The organism is Dinghuibacter silviterrae (assembly GCF_004366355.1).
Taxonomy (GTDB): domain Bacteria; phylum Bacteroidota; class Bacteroidia; order Chitinophagales; family Chitinophagaceae; genus Dinghuibacter; species Dinghuibacter silviterrae.
Genome location: NZ_SODV01000001.1, coordinates 2,720,968 through 2,737,855, shown reverse-complemented (window position 1 = coordinate 2,737,855; position 16,888 = coordinate 2,720,968). Strand labels below are relative to the sequence as shown.

The following is a 16,888-nucleotide window of genomic DNA, read 5'->3' as shown; positions in this document are numbered from 1 at the left end:
CGATGTCAATATTTTTCCAACCAAAAAACATACTCACCGGAGAGCGCAAACGCCTTGCCGCCGGAGACCTTGGAAGCCTCGCCGGTGAAGGCGCCGCTCCGCGGGTCGATCCGGTGCAGACGGTACCGCCCCGGTGCGAGGTCGACGGAACCGGCGCCGTAGACGATGTAGCCCACGGCGGGGTTACCCAGCACGTGGGGGCCCACCGAAGGGGCGCCCGAACCGGGGGCGGCTGAACCAGGGGCGCCCGAACCAGGGGCGCCCGAACCGGGGGCGGCTGAACCGGGGGCGCTCGAACCGGGGGCGGCTGAACCGGGGGCGCTCGAATCGGCGGCGCACGAACGGGGGGCGCCGGCCGCGACCGCATCCAGCGGCCGCATCAAAGCGGCGGCGCGAAGAAACTGCGGATCCGCAACCACCGGTATGTTCGCGAGCGACCCGCCCGCCATAAACACAGCCCACCCAAACGTATCACAGCCCTCGGCCGAATACATCACCGCCTTGCCAGGGTAGCGGTCGCGGTACGCGCGGACCGAACGATAGACGGCTTCAAAGTCGGGGCGCTTCGGTTTCAGCACGCGTTCGTGTTGACGGGGCGCCATATTTTGACCGCCCGGCGGGGCGTACAAACGGCCACCGGATTCATAGTACCAATAACGGATGTCGATGAGGTCGATGGTCCCGGAACGCACGGGGTCGGCCAGGATGCTGTCCTGGACGTCCTTTGTGGTGCTGAGACCGATGCATTCGTGTATACCGGTGGACGCCTCCCAGGATGCGATCTGGTCCACCCAGAACCGGGCGAAGTGGAGGGGCCCGGTGTATTCTGCGGCGAGGAGTTGGATCACGCCGTTGTTGTCTTTGAAGTTGTTCAGGCATTGGCGGATAAACGCGGCGTGCAAGGCCCGGCGCTGGGGCTGGGTCGTGTCATAGAATTGTTCCGCCATAAAGATCCGCTTATCCCCGGCAAAAGGAGGGGGCTCAGGGAAACCGGTGTGGTTGATGTTGTTGGCGGTGCGCCAGGGGAAGTCGGCGTAGTGGGCGCCGGCCTCGATGATGTTGTGCTGAAAATAATTTTGATGGATAAGGACGAGGCCTTTCCGGTCGGCGAGGTCCGCAAACTGGCGAAGACGGCTCCAATACCAGGGGTTATAGCGGGTCAGGTCGTACTTGCTGAGCCCGTCCCAGGCGGAGTCGCGACCGCTGCGCATAAAGGGGAGCTCGTAAAAGGGGGGCCAGACGTCACCGTCCATACGACGGATGCGTTCGTGGTCGTCCCTGCGCCGGTCGTACCAAAGACCGTAGTTATGGTCCAGGGCCACGACGTGGGTCATCGCCATAGTGTCCGTAAGGGCGGAAAGGTCGTCGGTAAAACCACGGCCGGTGCGCCCGGGTACAAAACGGGTGATGGCGGGTTTGGCATCGGCTACGCCGTAAGGCCGGATGGAACCTTCCCACCAGGGTTCATAATAGCGCTTGCCGACGAGGACGGCGTCGCCGCGTAGGAGCCAGCCGCCGGCGATGTGCATGGGGGGCGCCGCCGGCGGCAACGACACCCCGCCGGGCGCCGCTGGCGACGACACCCCGCCGGGCACTGCGCCGGTTGCGCCGGTTGCGCCGGCTGCCCCGGTACCGCCCGAAACGCCAGCGCGCGCGGCCGAAGCCACCTCAAACACCCGCGCCCCGGCGGCGGCCACCGCGAGCGGATGCATCGCCTCCAGCGAATCGATCCACTGCGGCATCACCACCGCCGGTCGCGTGGACTCCGACATAAGCCTTGCCGCCTCCTCCGGCGTCGGGCTGCTGCTGGCATCCCCCATGATGGGTAACAGGCCGCCATCGATGGGATGACCCAGGCGTTGGGACAACTGCGCATAATATAAACTACGGGGCGGAATGGTGCTGTTGGATTCAGCCCAAAAGCCGTCTCCCCGGAACTGCCCCCAGGAGCCAAACGACCAATTCTCTGCGGTAGGGGGCTGATAACAGTCGATCATAGAAGCGGAGCAATTCCACAACACACTGTTGGCGGCGTTCCACCCCGCACCCTGTCCATCCTGTTCGCGGTTGAAGAAACCCAAGGTTTGCCCATCGATCCGCAGGACATCAAAAAGCACCCCGGAGGCCCAACTGTCCAGGCCACCGCTAAAGCTATAAGGACGGACGTCGTCGCAGTCGACAAAGGCATTGGGTCCGGGCGCACAAAAGCCCGTCCCGAAATCGTGGTACCCATGTTCGGCATACAACCGGTGGAAAAGCGTTTGTCCGCCCTCGGTAAAAAATGTATTGCGCCGCTGTCCGCCGATCTCGCCGATCGGATCCAGGGACTTGCAGTCCTCCACAGTGACGCGGGAAGCCGTACTCAAGACTTCCACCGCAGATCCGGCAAAGTGTTCGAAGTCGATCCGGCGGACCCAGGCGTCGCGGACATTCTCCAGGGAAATTCCAGTCCAGCTGTGGGCTTCGTCTTTATTATTAATCGCATCGACATCGCTAACACAACGAAGGTTCTCGACGCCAACGTGGGTGATCCGGCCGGGCCAGCGATAACGCGCGATAAAGCCGCCACCGAAGGCGGTATCCAGGGCCGTAGTCAGGGGGACGTCCAACGTCACGCGGCCACCCGAAGCGGAGACGACACGGCGGTCCCAATATATATCGCGCTGACCCGGTTTCCACGCCAAGGCAGTGACGCCGCCCCCGAAGTGATCGGTGCCCAGGGCTTGTATCCAGGAGGAAGAAGACGGCCGGCACACGAGCACCTCGTCACCGGGGGCAAAGGACCCGGCCACGGCCAAAGACGCCTCCCCGACGGGCACATAACCAGCGGCAACAGCAACATACGGCTCCACCACCCTATCGTCCCGCCCCAGGATGCGGATCAGCGTCCGCCGGTCGGGGCCGGTTGCCTCCAGGACGGTCTCGCGACCTGCACCCCGGAGTACCACACCCGAGTGCGCAAGAACCAACGATCCGGAAACACGATAAGTCCCTTTCTCCAGCAACACCGCCCCCCGAAACCCCGAGGCATCCAGCGGCAACGCCGACACATAGTCGATCGCCGCCTGTATCTGCGCGGTGGCGTCACCGGTAGAAAGCGCCACCACGGCGCGGACGGGCACCTCCGGGAGGGGAGCGTCACCCTGCGCATAGCCGCAGTAGGAGAAATCGGGGACGCGGTTGCCGAGCTCGTCGGGCGCATAAGTTAGCCGGCCGCCGGTGAAGGTCACGGGCAACGCCGGGGGCTCAACGCGCGGGCGCGCCGGGGCCGCTGCGCGGGGGTTCGCCGGGGCCGCTGCGCCCGGCCGCGCGGAAGCCCCCGCGTGCGAAGGCCCGGGCCCCTGCTGCGCCCACCCCCCGACATGCATAAAGGCGGGCACCAAGCCCACCAGTATGCGTTTGCAAAAGTGTATATGGTCAGACATCATGTCAAGCCTTCAATGGTTTTTCGCCTTTGGCGGCCACGGTATTCAGGTACACTTCAATATTGGTATAACCGCCCCCGTTTTTGGCGGGTTTGGAAGCATCCGAGGCGTCGTGGGGGTTGAGCCCGTGGGCGATTTCCCAAGCGTCCGGTATGCCGTCGTTGTCCGAATCCTTGTAGGGCGTCCCCTGGTAGTCGGGATAACCACCAACCTCCACGATGTTGGTCACGATCCCCAGTTTGTACGAATCCTTGGGGAGCTTGCGCACCTTGAACTGGAACATGGTATCGGTATTGACCTCCTGGTAGGTGATCTTGCCGGTGCGGACCTGTTCGATGACGCGCTTGTCTACCGGGTCGCGGTCAGGCAGCGTGGCGCCCGCGTTGGCCAGCACATACGAGTAAGCCTGAGAAGCAGGCAGGATAAAGATCGGTGCGTTGATCGGGAACGGAACAGACACCTTCATGTCATCCTTATAACTCCCGGCGTCTTTTTGTTCCTCGATCTGCACGCCTCCATTCCAGTTGTCCGCCGTTACCTCGGGATTCCCTTCCATCACGTTGCCATTGACATAACAGCGCCCGTACGCACGATACCCTAGTTTGCTGCGCCCGGATTCCGGTTTCAGGATACGATGCCCTACGTTCTCGTTCTTTGGCGTGACCGGCCCCGGTTTGAAATAGTTATTGATGATGTTGTACAGACAGGTATAGTCGCCGCCGTCCATGGACCGGTGGTGCCAGTTGAAGACGACGTTGTTGACAAAGTTAAACACCCCGTTCCAACCGATCGACGGATTCCGGCCGGTATTGTCGGCCCAGAGGTTGCGGATGAGGAGACAATTTTCGCCGCCCATGGTGGACCCGAAGGCGTGGTTCCAGGTATCCAGGGATTCTGCGGAGATACAGTTGGAGATGGTGATGTTGACGGTCCCCAGCTTCTCGTCGATTTTGCCAGGCTCCCCGTCGTTGTACATGTGCCGGTACATGGAAAAGTTCTCGTCGAGCCCCCAGCTTGTCGAGCAGTGGTCCACGATCACGTTCCCCACAGGGTCGCCGCCCAGGGCGTCGTCCCGGCGGCCGACGTTGGTTTCGCCCCGGCGGAACCGCATGTAGCGGATGATCACGTCGTGGGTGTTGACCCAGAAGGACTCGCCGGCCACGCAAACCCCGTCCCCGGGCGCCGTCTGGCCTTCGATGCTAATATAGGGCGCACGGACGATGATAGGTGTATGAATCCGGATGATCCCGGCCACGTTAAACACGACGATACGGGCGCCGCCCTGCTCACACGCCCAGCGCAAGGTCCCCGGTCCGCTGTCGTCCAGGCTGGTCACGACATACACCTTGCCGCCGCGACCGCCAAAACTGTGGGCACCGCCCCCTTCTGCTCCCGGAAAAGCAAGGATGGGCGCCTGTGGCAAATCCGTTGGCCGGGTAGCCCAGGGGACATAGGGTTTACCATGGGCGGCTTCGTCCTGGATGATGGGCAAGGCCACCTGCCAGGCGGAATCCGAGTGGGCGTAAGCCGCTTTCAACATCGCCTCGCTTTGGGCCTTTATGTCTTCCGGTACCGTCGGGTACTGGGCCCTGGCGATGCCAAGCGACGCGGTCAGGCCAACCAGTAAAATCCATTTCTTATTCATGTGTTATTATTTCGTCGGGTCAAAAGTCCCTGCGGCTCCCCCATACGTCCAGCCAAGGGTCTGCTGGAGGTTGAGGTCTTTCCCAATGTCCGAAGACGGGATGCCGTAGGCATAATAGGTGGTCAGGAAATTGATCGGCAGGTCGTTGGTGATCGGCGCCACGTTATACGAAAAGTACGCCGTGTCGTAGTTGACATCGATCGTGTCCCTGAGCCGTGTATTCGTCAGTGTATTCAGCGTTTCGAGAAGGGAAACCGTCACGCCTTTTTTGAGGGTGATCACCAGTTGATCCCTGTAGGACCCGTTCAACTGGTCGAAGGTACGCGTGCGGCGCAGGTCGTCGTAGCGCTTCCCTTCGAAGGCCAGTTCCACCCTTCTTTCGTTTAAGATAAAGGTCTCCATCTGCGCGGCGGTGAGCCCGCTGGGAATGCCGTAATTGGTGCCTGCCACGATCCCCGCTCTTTTGCGGATGGCTGTCAACAGCGTTATGGCCTCGGACTGGTTGCCCACCATATTGGCGCACTCGGCAAGGTTGAGCATCACTTCACCCATCCGCAACTCGACCCAGGTCGTTTTGCCTAAGTTGGCGACGGCGGCCTGGACGGTCGTGTCGATGTTTTTGCGGCAATAAAAGCCGGTGGAGGTGATGTGTCCCTTGTCGTCGGTCATGTTGGGGTACATCCATTGTTTGCGGCCTGCCGTTCCGCTGAGGCCCCAGACGGCACCGTTATAGACGATGGTGGCATAAAAACGGGGGTCCCGGTTTTGCCAATAGAATTGCTGGTTGTAGGGATACTTCGCAGATGAAGCCGTGATGGGCTCCCCGTCGGCCATTGGAAAAGCAGTGACGAGGTTCCAGGTCGGGTTGTTGGTCGTCCCCCCGCTCCCCGTACCTTGGGAGTACGGCCGGGTCACGTTGTCATAGCCATTGTATAATCCGGCGACATTGCTTCCATTGAAGGAACGGAAAAGTATGGGTTCCCTGTCGCTGGTAGTGCTGATGGCATCCAGTGCGATCCTGGAAAAATTGGTATACAGCCCGTACCCGGCATTGACGAGGGAGTCGTACGCCGCTTCGTTGGCGGTGTAGGCTTGTTGCCAGCGCGTCATGTCGCCCGTGGGGTTGAACTGGGGGCTGGCCCAGTACAACAGGATCCGCGCCTTCAGCGCCAGGGCGGCCACGCTCGTGATGCGTCCGAAGTCCGCGCCCGTCCAGGAAGAGGGCAGGACCGTGCAGTGGTTCAGGTCCGCCAGCATGCTGTCGACACACTGGGACGTCGAATTCCGGTAGACGTTCAGGCTGTCCGTGATCCAGTCCTGGGGCTTGGTGATATAAGGTACCCCGCCATAGAGCTTGACCAGTTGGAAGTAGGCAAATGCCCGGAGGAAGTAAGCCTGGGCCTTGATGGGGGCAGTGGTATTGGAATCCAGCCCGTAGTTATCGATGTTGGCAAAAAGGATGTTGATCCGGCGGATATACGGATACACCGAGTTGGTGTTCGACGTATAAAAGTCGGTGACCTGGTCCACGGTGAGCGTCCCTTGCAGGATGGACGTGTTCCCTCCATTCTGGTCGTCGGAGGTGTTGTGCATGGCGATCGGCAGCGTCGAGTTCCCCCAGTCGCAGGGCCAGTAAGGCATGATGATGTTGTACAAACCGTTCAGGTAAAGGTTGGCCGTGCTGGCGCTTGACCAGACTTCGGCGTTAGGCACCCCGTTAAAGTCTACCTTGTTCAGGATCTTTTTGCAGGAGATGGGCGCCGCGAAGCAAACCAACAAGACTATATAGAGCAGATACTTCTTCATTGTCGTTCGTTTTATAAGGTCATGTTCACACCAAAGGTCCAGGTCCTCAGGATGGGGTAATCGGTGATCTCGTTTGACCGGACGTCCTTATAGGGCGTGGGGTTGATGATGTTCCAAAGGTTGAAACCCGTCAGGTACACCCGGAAACCGGGCAGGTGGTACCGGTTGACAAAACTGGACGGTGCCGCCCAGGACATCTGCAGGTTTTGGACATACATCTGGGTCGCGCTGCGCAACCAGTACGTCGACCCCTGGTTGACAAAGGGCGCGTAGATGGCGGGTAAGGAAGCATTCGGGTTCGCGGCCGTATAGGAGTTGCTCCACATCGCCAGCCCCCGCGCGTCTTTTGTCGGCGGCGCGATGTCCACCTTGTTCGGGAGGGTCTTGCCCCCTACCCCGAGCGCAATATTGGTGCTGATCCGGAAATCCCGCCACTGGGCACCCAAATTGAAGCCCATCCCGAAGATGTTCCCCGAGCGCTTGGCAATCTGCGTCTGATCGTTGGACGTGATTTTGCCGTCCCCGTCCAGGTCCACATAGTTCAGGTCACCCACGCGCAGGGAGTCCCCGTTGATGGTCCAACCCGGGTGTTTGGCATACCAGGCGTTGACCTGGTCCTGGGTCCGCACGATGCCCGTGGATTCGTAGCCCGAAATCCCCAGGTCCTCGCGTTTGCCGATGGGATACTTATACCCCGTATCGGTACCGGCGCTGTAGTATTTCTGGATGACGCGGTTGTCGCTGATGCCAAAGTTGACCGTGGCAAATACCTTCCAGTCCCGGCTGAGGTTTTGGGTATAGTTCAGTTGGAGTTCCATGCCCCAGGAGTTCAGGATACCGTGGTTCTCGTTGGCAATCGTGCCCCCGAAGGTCGTGGGAACTGTGGCGGTCGGGGTTTCCAGCATGTCATACTGGTGCTTGTACCAGAAATCCATCGCGAAGTTGAAGCGGTAGTTCCACAACGACCCGTCAAAACCCAGGTCCTTGAACAGCGCCCTTTCCCAGGTGATCTGTGAATTCGGCACCTGTGTCGTCTGGAGACCGTTGGCCAGGGTGTTCCCAAAAAGGTATCCATAGTTGTTCCCCGTGGCCGTGTACCGGGTGACATACCCAAAGCTGGAGGTCGCGTCGTTCCCGGTCAGCCCCACGTTCAACCGGATCTTCAGGTCATTCAGGAAATGCACGTTATCCGAAAACCAGCGTTCCTGGGATATCTTCCACCCGCCCGATACCGAGGGGAAAAAACCCCATTGGGCATACGTCGGGAAGTTCGGCGAAGCATCGTCCCTAAAGGCGGCCTGAAGCAGGTACCGGTCCTTATACGCATAGTTCAACCGGCCGAAATAGCTCACCCTGCCCGTAGACGTACTTTGACCGGCTAGGCTCCAGCCCGTCTGGTTGCCGCTATATGCGAAGTACTGGTCGTATCCCGGGATCAGTTGGGTCTGCATACCTGTTTGCAGGTAGTCGCCGGTCAGCTGGCTTTGTTCCGTTCCCAGCAAAACGTCGATCGAATGCTCACCAAAAATATTGGCGTACTGGATTTGCTCCGAAGCCTGCCAGTTTGTGGACTTGCTGTAAAATTCGTTCAACGAGTTCCCGTTGGCGATCGTCTTGGTGCCGCTCACCTGGTCGGTATAGATCACGTTCTGGGTGCTGGTCGGAATGTTGGCGCCTCCCGATGTTTTGTTCGTATGGACTCCATCCGTATTGAAAACATCCAACACGTAGGGTACATAGTATTGTTTGGAAAAATCGTTAAAGGTGTTTCGTCCGTAGAGCGCCCGCACGGTAAGCCCCTTAATAACGGGGACCTGGTAGGTCAGGCCGATATTGACCGCGTTGGCGTCCTGGTTGTCCTTGTTGTAAGAACCCGAAGAGGCCAGGGCAGCCGGATGCCAGTTGATCGGCTGATAATAGACCGGCGTGCCGTTGATGTATTCCGGTACCCAACCCGGGACGCTCTCCAGCGTACCCACGGTCACGTTCATCTGGTCCGCCTGCTCCGAGGAGCTGGTGCCCTTTGGCGCCGGCCGGTTCGAGATGGCCGTGTTCACGTTGGCCGTGAAGTCCGCGGTAAGACCCGTAAAGAGCTTGGCCGTCGCGCCGATCTGGAAACCGTATTTGTTGTCCGTAACACCCGGCAGGTTGCCGTCCTCGCTATAGTAGTTCCCCCCGGCAAAAAAGGTAATCCGGTCATTCCCGCCGCTGATGTTCAGGGCGTGTTTTTGGATATAGCCTTTTTTCCACTCATTCCTCAACCAATCGTAATTGTGCGACTGGATCGTATCCAGTTCCGCCTGTGTATAGACTTCGGTCGGCACCAGGCTGCTGGGTTTGTAATTCTCCACCCAGTTGTTCAGGAGCAACGCCTGGTTATACGGATCGATCATTTTCGGGAGTTTGGAGGCATCCTCCATCGACACGGATCCCGAATAGCTCAGCACCGGTTTGCCCGAGCGGCCGCGTTTGGTCGTGACGATCACGACGCCGTTCGCCCCCCTGGCCCCAAAGATCGTGGCCGAGGCGTCTTTTAGGAAAGAGATGGATTCGATCTCGGACGGGTCCAGGTTGTCAAACGAGGTTTTCCCCGTCGGGTCGATGTTACCGGAGGCGGACAACAAGGGTACCAACCCATCGATCACATACAACGGGCTGGTGTTGCCACCGGAGGCAAAGGTCGTCGCGCCCCGGATGGTCAGGTTTGTCGTGGCCCCCGGTTTCCCCGAGGTCTGGGAAACGCCCACCCCCGGGATCGTGTTCATCAGGGCCGTGGACAGGTTGGCGGCAGGAAGATCTTCCAGCTCCTTGCCCTGGATCGTGGCAATCGACCCCAGGACGTTGGCGCGTTTCTGCGTGCCATACCCGACGACCACGACGTCGTTCATGGTTTTGTTGTTCACCTCCATGGTCACGATAAGGACGTCCGCGGTGTTTACGTTTAGTTCTTTGGCATTATACCCGACGTGTGAAAACTGGAGGGTGACGTTTTCTTTTTTAAGACTTGCAGGAAGGTTGAACAAAAAAAATCCCTTTGCATCGGTCACGACCGTACGGTGCGTCCCTTTAATGGTCACCGTGGCCGCCGCAAGGGGTTCGTGCGTGTCCTGGTTGATCACATTCCCCGAAACTGTCCGGTCCTGCGCCCAAAGCGCCCCCGAACAGGTGAGCAAGATCAAAGCCAGCAAGCATTTCAGTGCATGGTTGTTCATATAGCAATCGTGTAATGGTGTCGTTACTTAAGGGTATATCCCTGGGCGGACAAATAATTATTGATTCGTCCTTTGTATTTTCCAAACCAGGCGTGTTTTTTCTCAGAGGACCCGGCGTCCATCGCGTGTTCCCTCGCTTCCGTCAGCCACGCCAGGATCTGTGCCTTTTGCGGATCCGTCAGGGCGGGCAGTTCTGCGCAGTAGGCGTTGTAGGTGACTTCCAGGACGCTGTAGGTCATCCCGTCTTTTACTTTGTCGATCTGCGCGGGGGTCAGCTCCGTAGACAGTTCCTTTAAGAACAGCAGATGGAGGCTGTCGATGCTCTTGTCGTTCTGGTCTTTTTTATCGGCGTACACCGCGTTCAGGTGCCGGTACTGCCAGGACACCATGTCCCGGACCCGCGAGGCCTTAGCCGTGTCCGTCAGGTCCAGTTGGTTGACGATCTTTTGCGAGCGGAGAAAAATGGTCTTTATATAAGCGCTGTCTTCGCCGGCGGCGGTGGCGCGTGTGCACAGAAGAAGGGGCATCAAAGCCATCACTAGCAAGCAATCCGGCATAACATCGTTTGTAGGAATAAAGTTACCGGAAGGCGCTGCTGCGGACAATGTAAGGTTTAACTATGTTGATGGAACATTTTACTATTCGCCCCTGGCGCCTTATGCGCCGGGCGCAGCCGTCATCGCGCCCTTGTGAGCCGCGCCGGAGGCAGCCGCCGCGCTCTTGATGGCCGCGCCCGCCGGCGTCCCCGGGCCTTTCGCGGCCGCGCCCGGCGCCTTGTCACCAAGCATCACCGTTCCCGGGCGAAGCCCGTCCGATGTAACCTTTAGCGTGATCCGGCCGGGGCCGGTTCGCCGCACGATGATCATACATTTCCCGTTATACGCCCGGTGTTCAGACGCTTGAAATGACGTCGTATCGGCCTGCCGCCCGTTGTCCGCGCAGACGAAGCGCCCCGCGCCTTCTACCTGGAAATGCAGCAGGCTGGCCGCTTTCGGGGCGGGGGTGCCGGCGGCGTCGAGCAGGGTCGCAGTAATAAAGTACAGGTCGCCGGGCGTCGGCATTGTTGCGCCGGCGACCGGCGACGTGGTGCCGGCCCACGACGGTGCGTCGACGTCCGCGCCCGCCGGGACATCCGCGCGCAGCGCGATCTGGGCCGCCGCCCCCGCCGTCCGCACGACCACCTCCCGAACGGCTTTGCCGCGATCGAGGGCCACCGCCCGGAGCGTCCCCGGCGCCCAGGGCACGGTCCAGGAGACGTGCAGTGCGCCGTCCGTCTTCGAGCGCCGCCCCAGGGAACGCCCGTTGAGAAAAAGCTCCACGGCGTCCGCGTGGTTATAGTACACGCGTACATCCACCCGCTGGCCCGGGCTCCAGTTCCAGTGCGGGTCGATGTGGAGCACCGGCCGGTCCGTCCACACGCTTTGATAGAGGTAATAGACGTCCTTGGGGAACCCCGCCAGGTCTATGATCCCGAAATAGGACGAGCGTGAGGGCCAGCCATAAGGCGTGGGTTCGCCCAGGTAGTCGTACCCCGACCACACAAACATCCCCGCGACAAAAGGATACTTTCGGATCGTGTCCAGGGTCGCCTCGTGGGTCGCACCCCAGTATGCCGCAACATTGTCGTACGCGGATACGCTATGGTCCTCGTGTCCCGGGACGTTTTTTTCCTTGGGACCAGACGGCCAGAAACGCACGCTGTCCGCGGGCAGGTCATAGTCCCCCCTGCTCGCGAGTCCCGATACGTCTTCGGAGCCTATAAGAGGTATACCGGTATGGGTTTGAGGAAAAGTGGAAATTTTCTCCAGGTGATAATTCAATCCGAACACATCGAGCGCCCCGGCGTCAAAAAGATAGTTCTGCCCTGTTTCCGTCAGTGCTGCCGTCACGGGCCGTGTGGTATCCAGCGCCCGGACCGTTGCCGCCAGTTCGCGCGCCAGGCGGATACCGCTCGTGTCAAACTGTTCGCGGATTTCGTTCCCGATGCTCCAGGCGATGATGCAAGGGTGGTTGCGGTCCCGCAGGATCATGTCCTCCAGGTCCTTTTGATGCCAGGCGTCGAAGTCAAGGTGGTAGTCGTTTTTATTCTTTTTCCTTGCCCACATATCGAATGCCTCGTCCATCACAAGGAAACCCATCCGGTCGCATAGGTCCAGGAACTCCGGCGCCGGTGGGTTGTGCGCCGTCCGGATGGCATTGCACCCCATCGCCTTCAACTGCGCCAGCCGGTGTTCCATCGCCTGGGTGTTGACGGCCGCCCCCAGGGCGCCCAGGTCCTGGTGGAGACAAACGCCGTTGATCTGCAGGCGATACCCGTTCAGGAAAAAACCTTTCTCCGCGTCGAAGCGTATCTGGCGGAGGCCGGTCATTGTTTCCACGCGGTCGCCCCTCAGTGTTGTGGCGGCCTCGCCCGCCTCCAGTGTCGTGACGACCTTATACAAATACGGATCGCTGGGAGACCACAGGTGCGCATCCGGAATAGGCAGCGTCACCTCAGCGCCGGTGTCCCTGGCAACGACCCGCCCCCGGGCATCCACCACGTCCGTGTGCACCACAGCATGGCCACCCGTCACGCGCGTAACCACGCGAAGGACATCCGGCGCAGGGTTGGTCACCGTTACGCCCCAATGGTCGATCGCCACCGGTTCCGTCACCACCAGCCTGACGTGCCGGTAGATCCCCGACCCGGTGTACCAACGTGCGTCCGGTTGCAGCGAATTGTCCACACGGACGTCGATCGTATTCTCCTGACCGTATAGCAGGGAATCCAACGGATACCGGAAGGAGGCATACCCGCTCGGCCGGAAACCCAGCAGGTGGCCGTTGAGCTGGACCGTGCTGTTTTTATAAATGCCATCGAATTCGATATAAACTTTCCGTCCCTTCCAGCTGTCCGGCGCGACGAACGTCTTTTGATAGAAACCTACGCCCGTGGGTAAGGCGCCTTCGGCTACATCGCCATTTACAAAGGGGCCCTCGATGCTCCAGTCGTGTGGCAGGTCGACCCTTGTCCAGGCGGTGTCACCCACCAGGCCGAAAGACCCGGCGGCACCTTCGCGGCGAAAGGCCCAGCTCGTATCAAAGGGGATCACGCGACGACTGCCTTGCGCGGCGGCCTGGGGTTGTACAGCGGGCGGGCCTTGCGCGGCGGCCTGGGCTTGTGCGGCGGGTGGGCCTTGCTGCGGCGGCGCCCCCACGAAGTGCACCAAGCTCGCCCCTTTGTCCTCGGACGTCGCCACGGCAATCCCCCGCTGGTTGGCTTTATCGACGGCGCAGTAAAAGTGATATACGACGCCCTTGTAGGACACGACACAAGACTTGTGCGCAAACAGGTTGTCAAAGGGCTCGGACGACTGGATGAGGTTCGCTCCCGTCCAATCCGTCCAGTGAACAAGGTCGTATGAACACGCGAAGCGGTTAAACGCCCCGTTGGTGCCCTTCCAAAACGCCCCGAAATAAAACATCACGTACACATCCCCGATCTTTTGTATCCATGGATCACCGGTGATGCCCGCCCCGTGGTTGAGGACCGGGTCCCGGCCAAAACGCATCCAGTGCACCATGTCGTCGGAAACCGCCATGCCGATGCGTTCGGCGCCCCGCTTTTTGTTGACACTGTCGCCATTGGCGTTATAGTACAGCACAAAAGGATGACCCGTCAACCCTTCTTTGTCCCGGATGACCGTTTCTTTATACTGTGTATGGTTGTCCCACCAGGCCACGTCCGGATCTACGGAAGAAAGCACAGGGCGGTCCTGCCGGTCCCACTCGTGGGAAACCGAAGGATCCTTGTCCGTGGACGCCATGCCGATGGACAACAATCCTTTTTCATACCCCTTGGCGGCGCCGCCAAAATAAGACATCCAATACCGTCCCTGGTACTTATCCAGGCGATAGGAGCCCCCGAAGGTCAGGTCCTCCAACCCCGCGTACCCGGCCTGCTGGTGGGCGTCCCAGCGTGTTGTATCCGCGGGAAACGGCAGTACCTTCCCCAGCGTAGACCAGTGCAGCAGGTCCGTGCTCCGCGCCAGCCACGTTTGGTAACCCCTTCCGTTAAACTCCAGGTAGGTCATAAACCAGGTGGAGTCCTTTCGAAATACCGTAGGGCAGTCGATCTTTTTATCATTGTCCTTCGGCGCGATAACAAGACCGTATTTATAAGGCGTCCGCACCCGCGTGTACACCGCTTGCATGACGCTGTCCGGCACTTGACCGGCATAGTTTTTGACTTTGAATACGTAATCACCCGATCCGACCTCGTGGCTGATTCGTTTTGGCAGCGATATAACCGCGCTGGTGTTCGCGGGTATATGCACCTTGAGCACAAAGTCATTCCCTTCCATCGACCAGGCGCTGATGATCCATCCATACGCCGACCGGTAACTGGCGGACACCGACGTCAGGTCCCCCACGGGCATGGGCGCTATGCGGATGCGGTGATAGGCCACGTCTTCCGCACGGATCCCGGCCAGGTCTTCAAAAAACCATTCCATGAGGTGTCCCAGCATCAGGTGGTCGTTCGATACCGTGGGCAAGGCCTGCCAGGACTCCGTCAGCGCCGTGGCGCCTTTGGCAAGCTGGTAGCCGTACCCCGGTTGGCTGCTTTGGTTGTTCAGATCATACAGCACGCTGTTCTCTGCGAGCGCGCGCACCAGGTAGTGATACCCGATGTCCCCGGCGGTGAGACCGCGCGCCCGGACATCGCGTACGAGGTTTGCCAGCACGGCCGTTCGATACTTGGGGTCGACCAGGCCCAGGGTGAGGGCCATGGCGTTCGCGGTTTGGCTGTTGGTGCCGTAGTAGGCGCTGTCGGCCGCGGCGGCGCCCGCGTGGAAAAACCGCTCATTAAACGCTTCGCGAATGTTCCCCGCCAGCGCGGTATACGCCCTCGCCTCATCGCCCCGCCCCAGCAAGGCGGCGACCTTTGCCAGCACTACCGCGTCGTTGTAATAGAACGCCGTGGCCGTGAGCCCCTGGGGCGTCAATTGCGCGTACCCCGGGGGGTTAGGCCCCAGGTCGTACCAGTCGCCCAGCCCCTGCGTCAGTATATAGTGATCCGCTTTGCCGGCGAGGTAGGTCATGTACCGGCGCATCATTGGGTAGCACTCCCGGACGATGTCCGAGTCGCCATACCAGCAATACAGGGACCAGGGCAGGAGGACACAGGCACTCCCCCACTCCGGGGAATCCCGGAAGGGTTCTCCGAATACCGTAAACTCGGGGGCGATTTCCGGGACCAGGCCATCGGGGGTCTGGGACGTGATCATGTCGTGCGCCATCTTCCGGTACAGCGCGGACAAGTCATAGTTATATTGGATCGAATTCCCCATCAGGTGGGTTTGTTCGAGCCAGCCGAGTTTTTCCCGGTGGGGGCAGTCGGTGAGCACGCTCGCCATATTGTTTTGGATGCCCCAGCGGATCAGGGTGTAGATGCGGTTGAACAGTTCGTTCGAACACGTGAACGAGCCTGTGCTGTCGGCGGCGTTCCGGGTGTGGAGGCCGCGGACCGATACCAGGGTCGCGCGACCGCTCGTGGCGTCCGCGGGCGTGGGCGAGGCGTCCGCGTCCGCGGGCGCGGCGCCCACCACCTCCAGGTAACGGAACCCATAGTAGGTAAACTTCGGCCGCCAGGTCTCCACTCCGTCGCCCTTAAGAATGTACGTCCAGTAATAGGGGGAGCCCGTCGCGTGCTGGTTGACGCTACCGTCTTCGTGCACCAGCTCACCCGGGTAAATCCTGACCGTATCCCCCCGTCGCCCCTGTACAGCGAGCTCGGCGATGCCCGACATGTTCTGACCGAGGTCGTAGACCCAGGCGTCCGGACGGATCTGTTTTACGGACCGGGGGGCAAATACCTCCGTCACCTTTAGCGGCGCTTCCTCCTGTTCGTGCACAGGCGGACCGTCCACCACGACCGCGGGTTTCCAGTTGGGCGCGTCTTCCAACCGGGCGTCATAGTCCTCTCCTCCATAGATGCTGCTAAAAACCGTCGGGGAAGGTGCCGTTTTCCAGCTGGCATCGGTTACGATGTCTTCGGTATGACCATCCACGTACTCCAGATGGAAAAGGGCTTTCACCTTTGGATAACCGTATACCCCGGTGAGCTTGCGGTAGCGTTCCGAGGGCGTATACAGGAACCCGTTGCCCAACGACACCGTCAGTGTATCCGACCCGGTTTTCAAGTGCATATCGAGGGGCACATACACCGCTTCCTTGTCATACCGGGTCCAACCCGGATCGAGGAAGTGGTCGCCCACTTTTTCGCCGTTCACTTTTAGCTCGAACTGACCAAGGCCGCAGACAAAAGCGGTTGCCCGTAAAAGGGGCGAACGAATACGCAACACTTTTTCAAACTGTGGCAGCACGTCCTCCGGGACCTTTCGCTTCTTCTGACCGGGCAGACACAGGGCCGTGTCCGGCAGCGCCTCGTAGGCGATCCACGCGGCGCCCTTCCAGTCGCTTGTGTTGGACAACCCCGTTTGCCCGGTGGCGGGTGCGCTCCAGGGAGAGACGTGGCCGTGGTTGTCCCAAACGCGCACCTTCCAGGTGTACGTCGTGGCCGGTGGCAACGGTTTGCCGCGGTAGGGTATATGGAGGGACCGCCAGTCACTCACTTTTTTTGAATCCCAATACCCGTCGACAATGACCTGGTAAGCCGTCTGCTTTACGTTCTTTTCCTCCGATACAAGTGCCCAGCTGAGCCGGCCGTCCCGCATCCGGAGTTGGTCTACCCTTTGCGCCCGGAGCAGGCCGCTACACAGCAGGAAACCCCAAAAAATATATCCGCTTTTCATCTTATG

At 60.1% G+C, this 16,888-nt stretch carries 6 protein-coding genes; all 6 read right to left on the bottom strand.

What is annotated here, in order from left to right; all coding sequences use genetic code 11:
- Positions 1–5: 5 nt before the first annotated feature.
- The 6 genes from EDB95_RS27545 to EDB95_RS27540 all read right to left on the bottom strand — a co-directional run bounded on the left by EDB95_RS27545 (position 6) and on the right by EDB95_RS27540 (position 16,882).
- On the bottom strand, positions 6–3,428 hold the full coding sequence (locus tag EDB95_RS27545) for a DUF6298 domain-containing protein (RefSeq protein WP_211352093.1): 3,423 nt from the start codon (positions 3,426–3,428) through the stop codon (positions 6–8).
- 1 nt (position 3,429) lies between these two features.
- Positions 3,430–5,070 carry a polysaccharide lyase gene (locus tag EDB95_RS11920; protein WP_133993858.1) on the bottom strand — a complete coding sequence of 547 codons (1,641 nt, stop codon included), beginning with the start codon at positions 5,068–5,070 and terminating at the stop codon, positions 3,430–3,432.
- A gap of 6 nt (positions 5,071–5,076) precedes the next feature.
- The gene (locus tag EDB95_RS11915; RefSeq protein WP_133993856.1) at positions 5,077–6,876 is read right to left on the bottom strand and encodes a RagB/SusD family nutrient uptake outer membrane protein; all 1,800 of its coding nucleotides are present in this window, start codon (positions 6,874–6,876) and stop codon (positions 5,077–5,079) included.
- Between the two features lie 11 nt (positions 6,877–6,887).
- The gene (locus EDB95_RS11910; protein ID WP_133993854.1) at positions 6,888–10,088 is read right to left on the bottom strand and encodes a SusC/RagA family TonB-linked outer membrane protein; all 3,201 of its coding nucleotides are present in this window, start codon (positions 10,086–10,088) and stop codon (positions 6,888–6,890) included.
- A gap of 23 nt (positions 10,089–10,111) precedes the next feature.
- Positions 10,112–10,615 (bottom strand): DUF3826 domain-containing protein, encoded by a 504-nt coding sequence (locus tag EDB95_RS11905; RefSeq protein WP_211352092.1) that lies wholly within the window; start codon positions 10,613–10,615, stop codon positions 10,112–10,114.
- A 129-nt stretch (positions 10,616–10,744) separates the two neighbouring features.
- On the bottom strand, positions 10,745–16,882 hold the full coding sequence (locus tag EDB95_RS27540) for a family 78 glycoside hydrolase catalytic domain (RefSeq protein WP_211352091.1): 6,138 nt from the start codon (positions 16,880–16,882) through the stop codon (positions 10,745–10,747).
- Between the last annotated feature and the right edge of the window lie 6 nt (positions 16,883–16,888).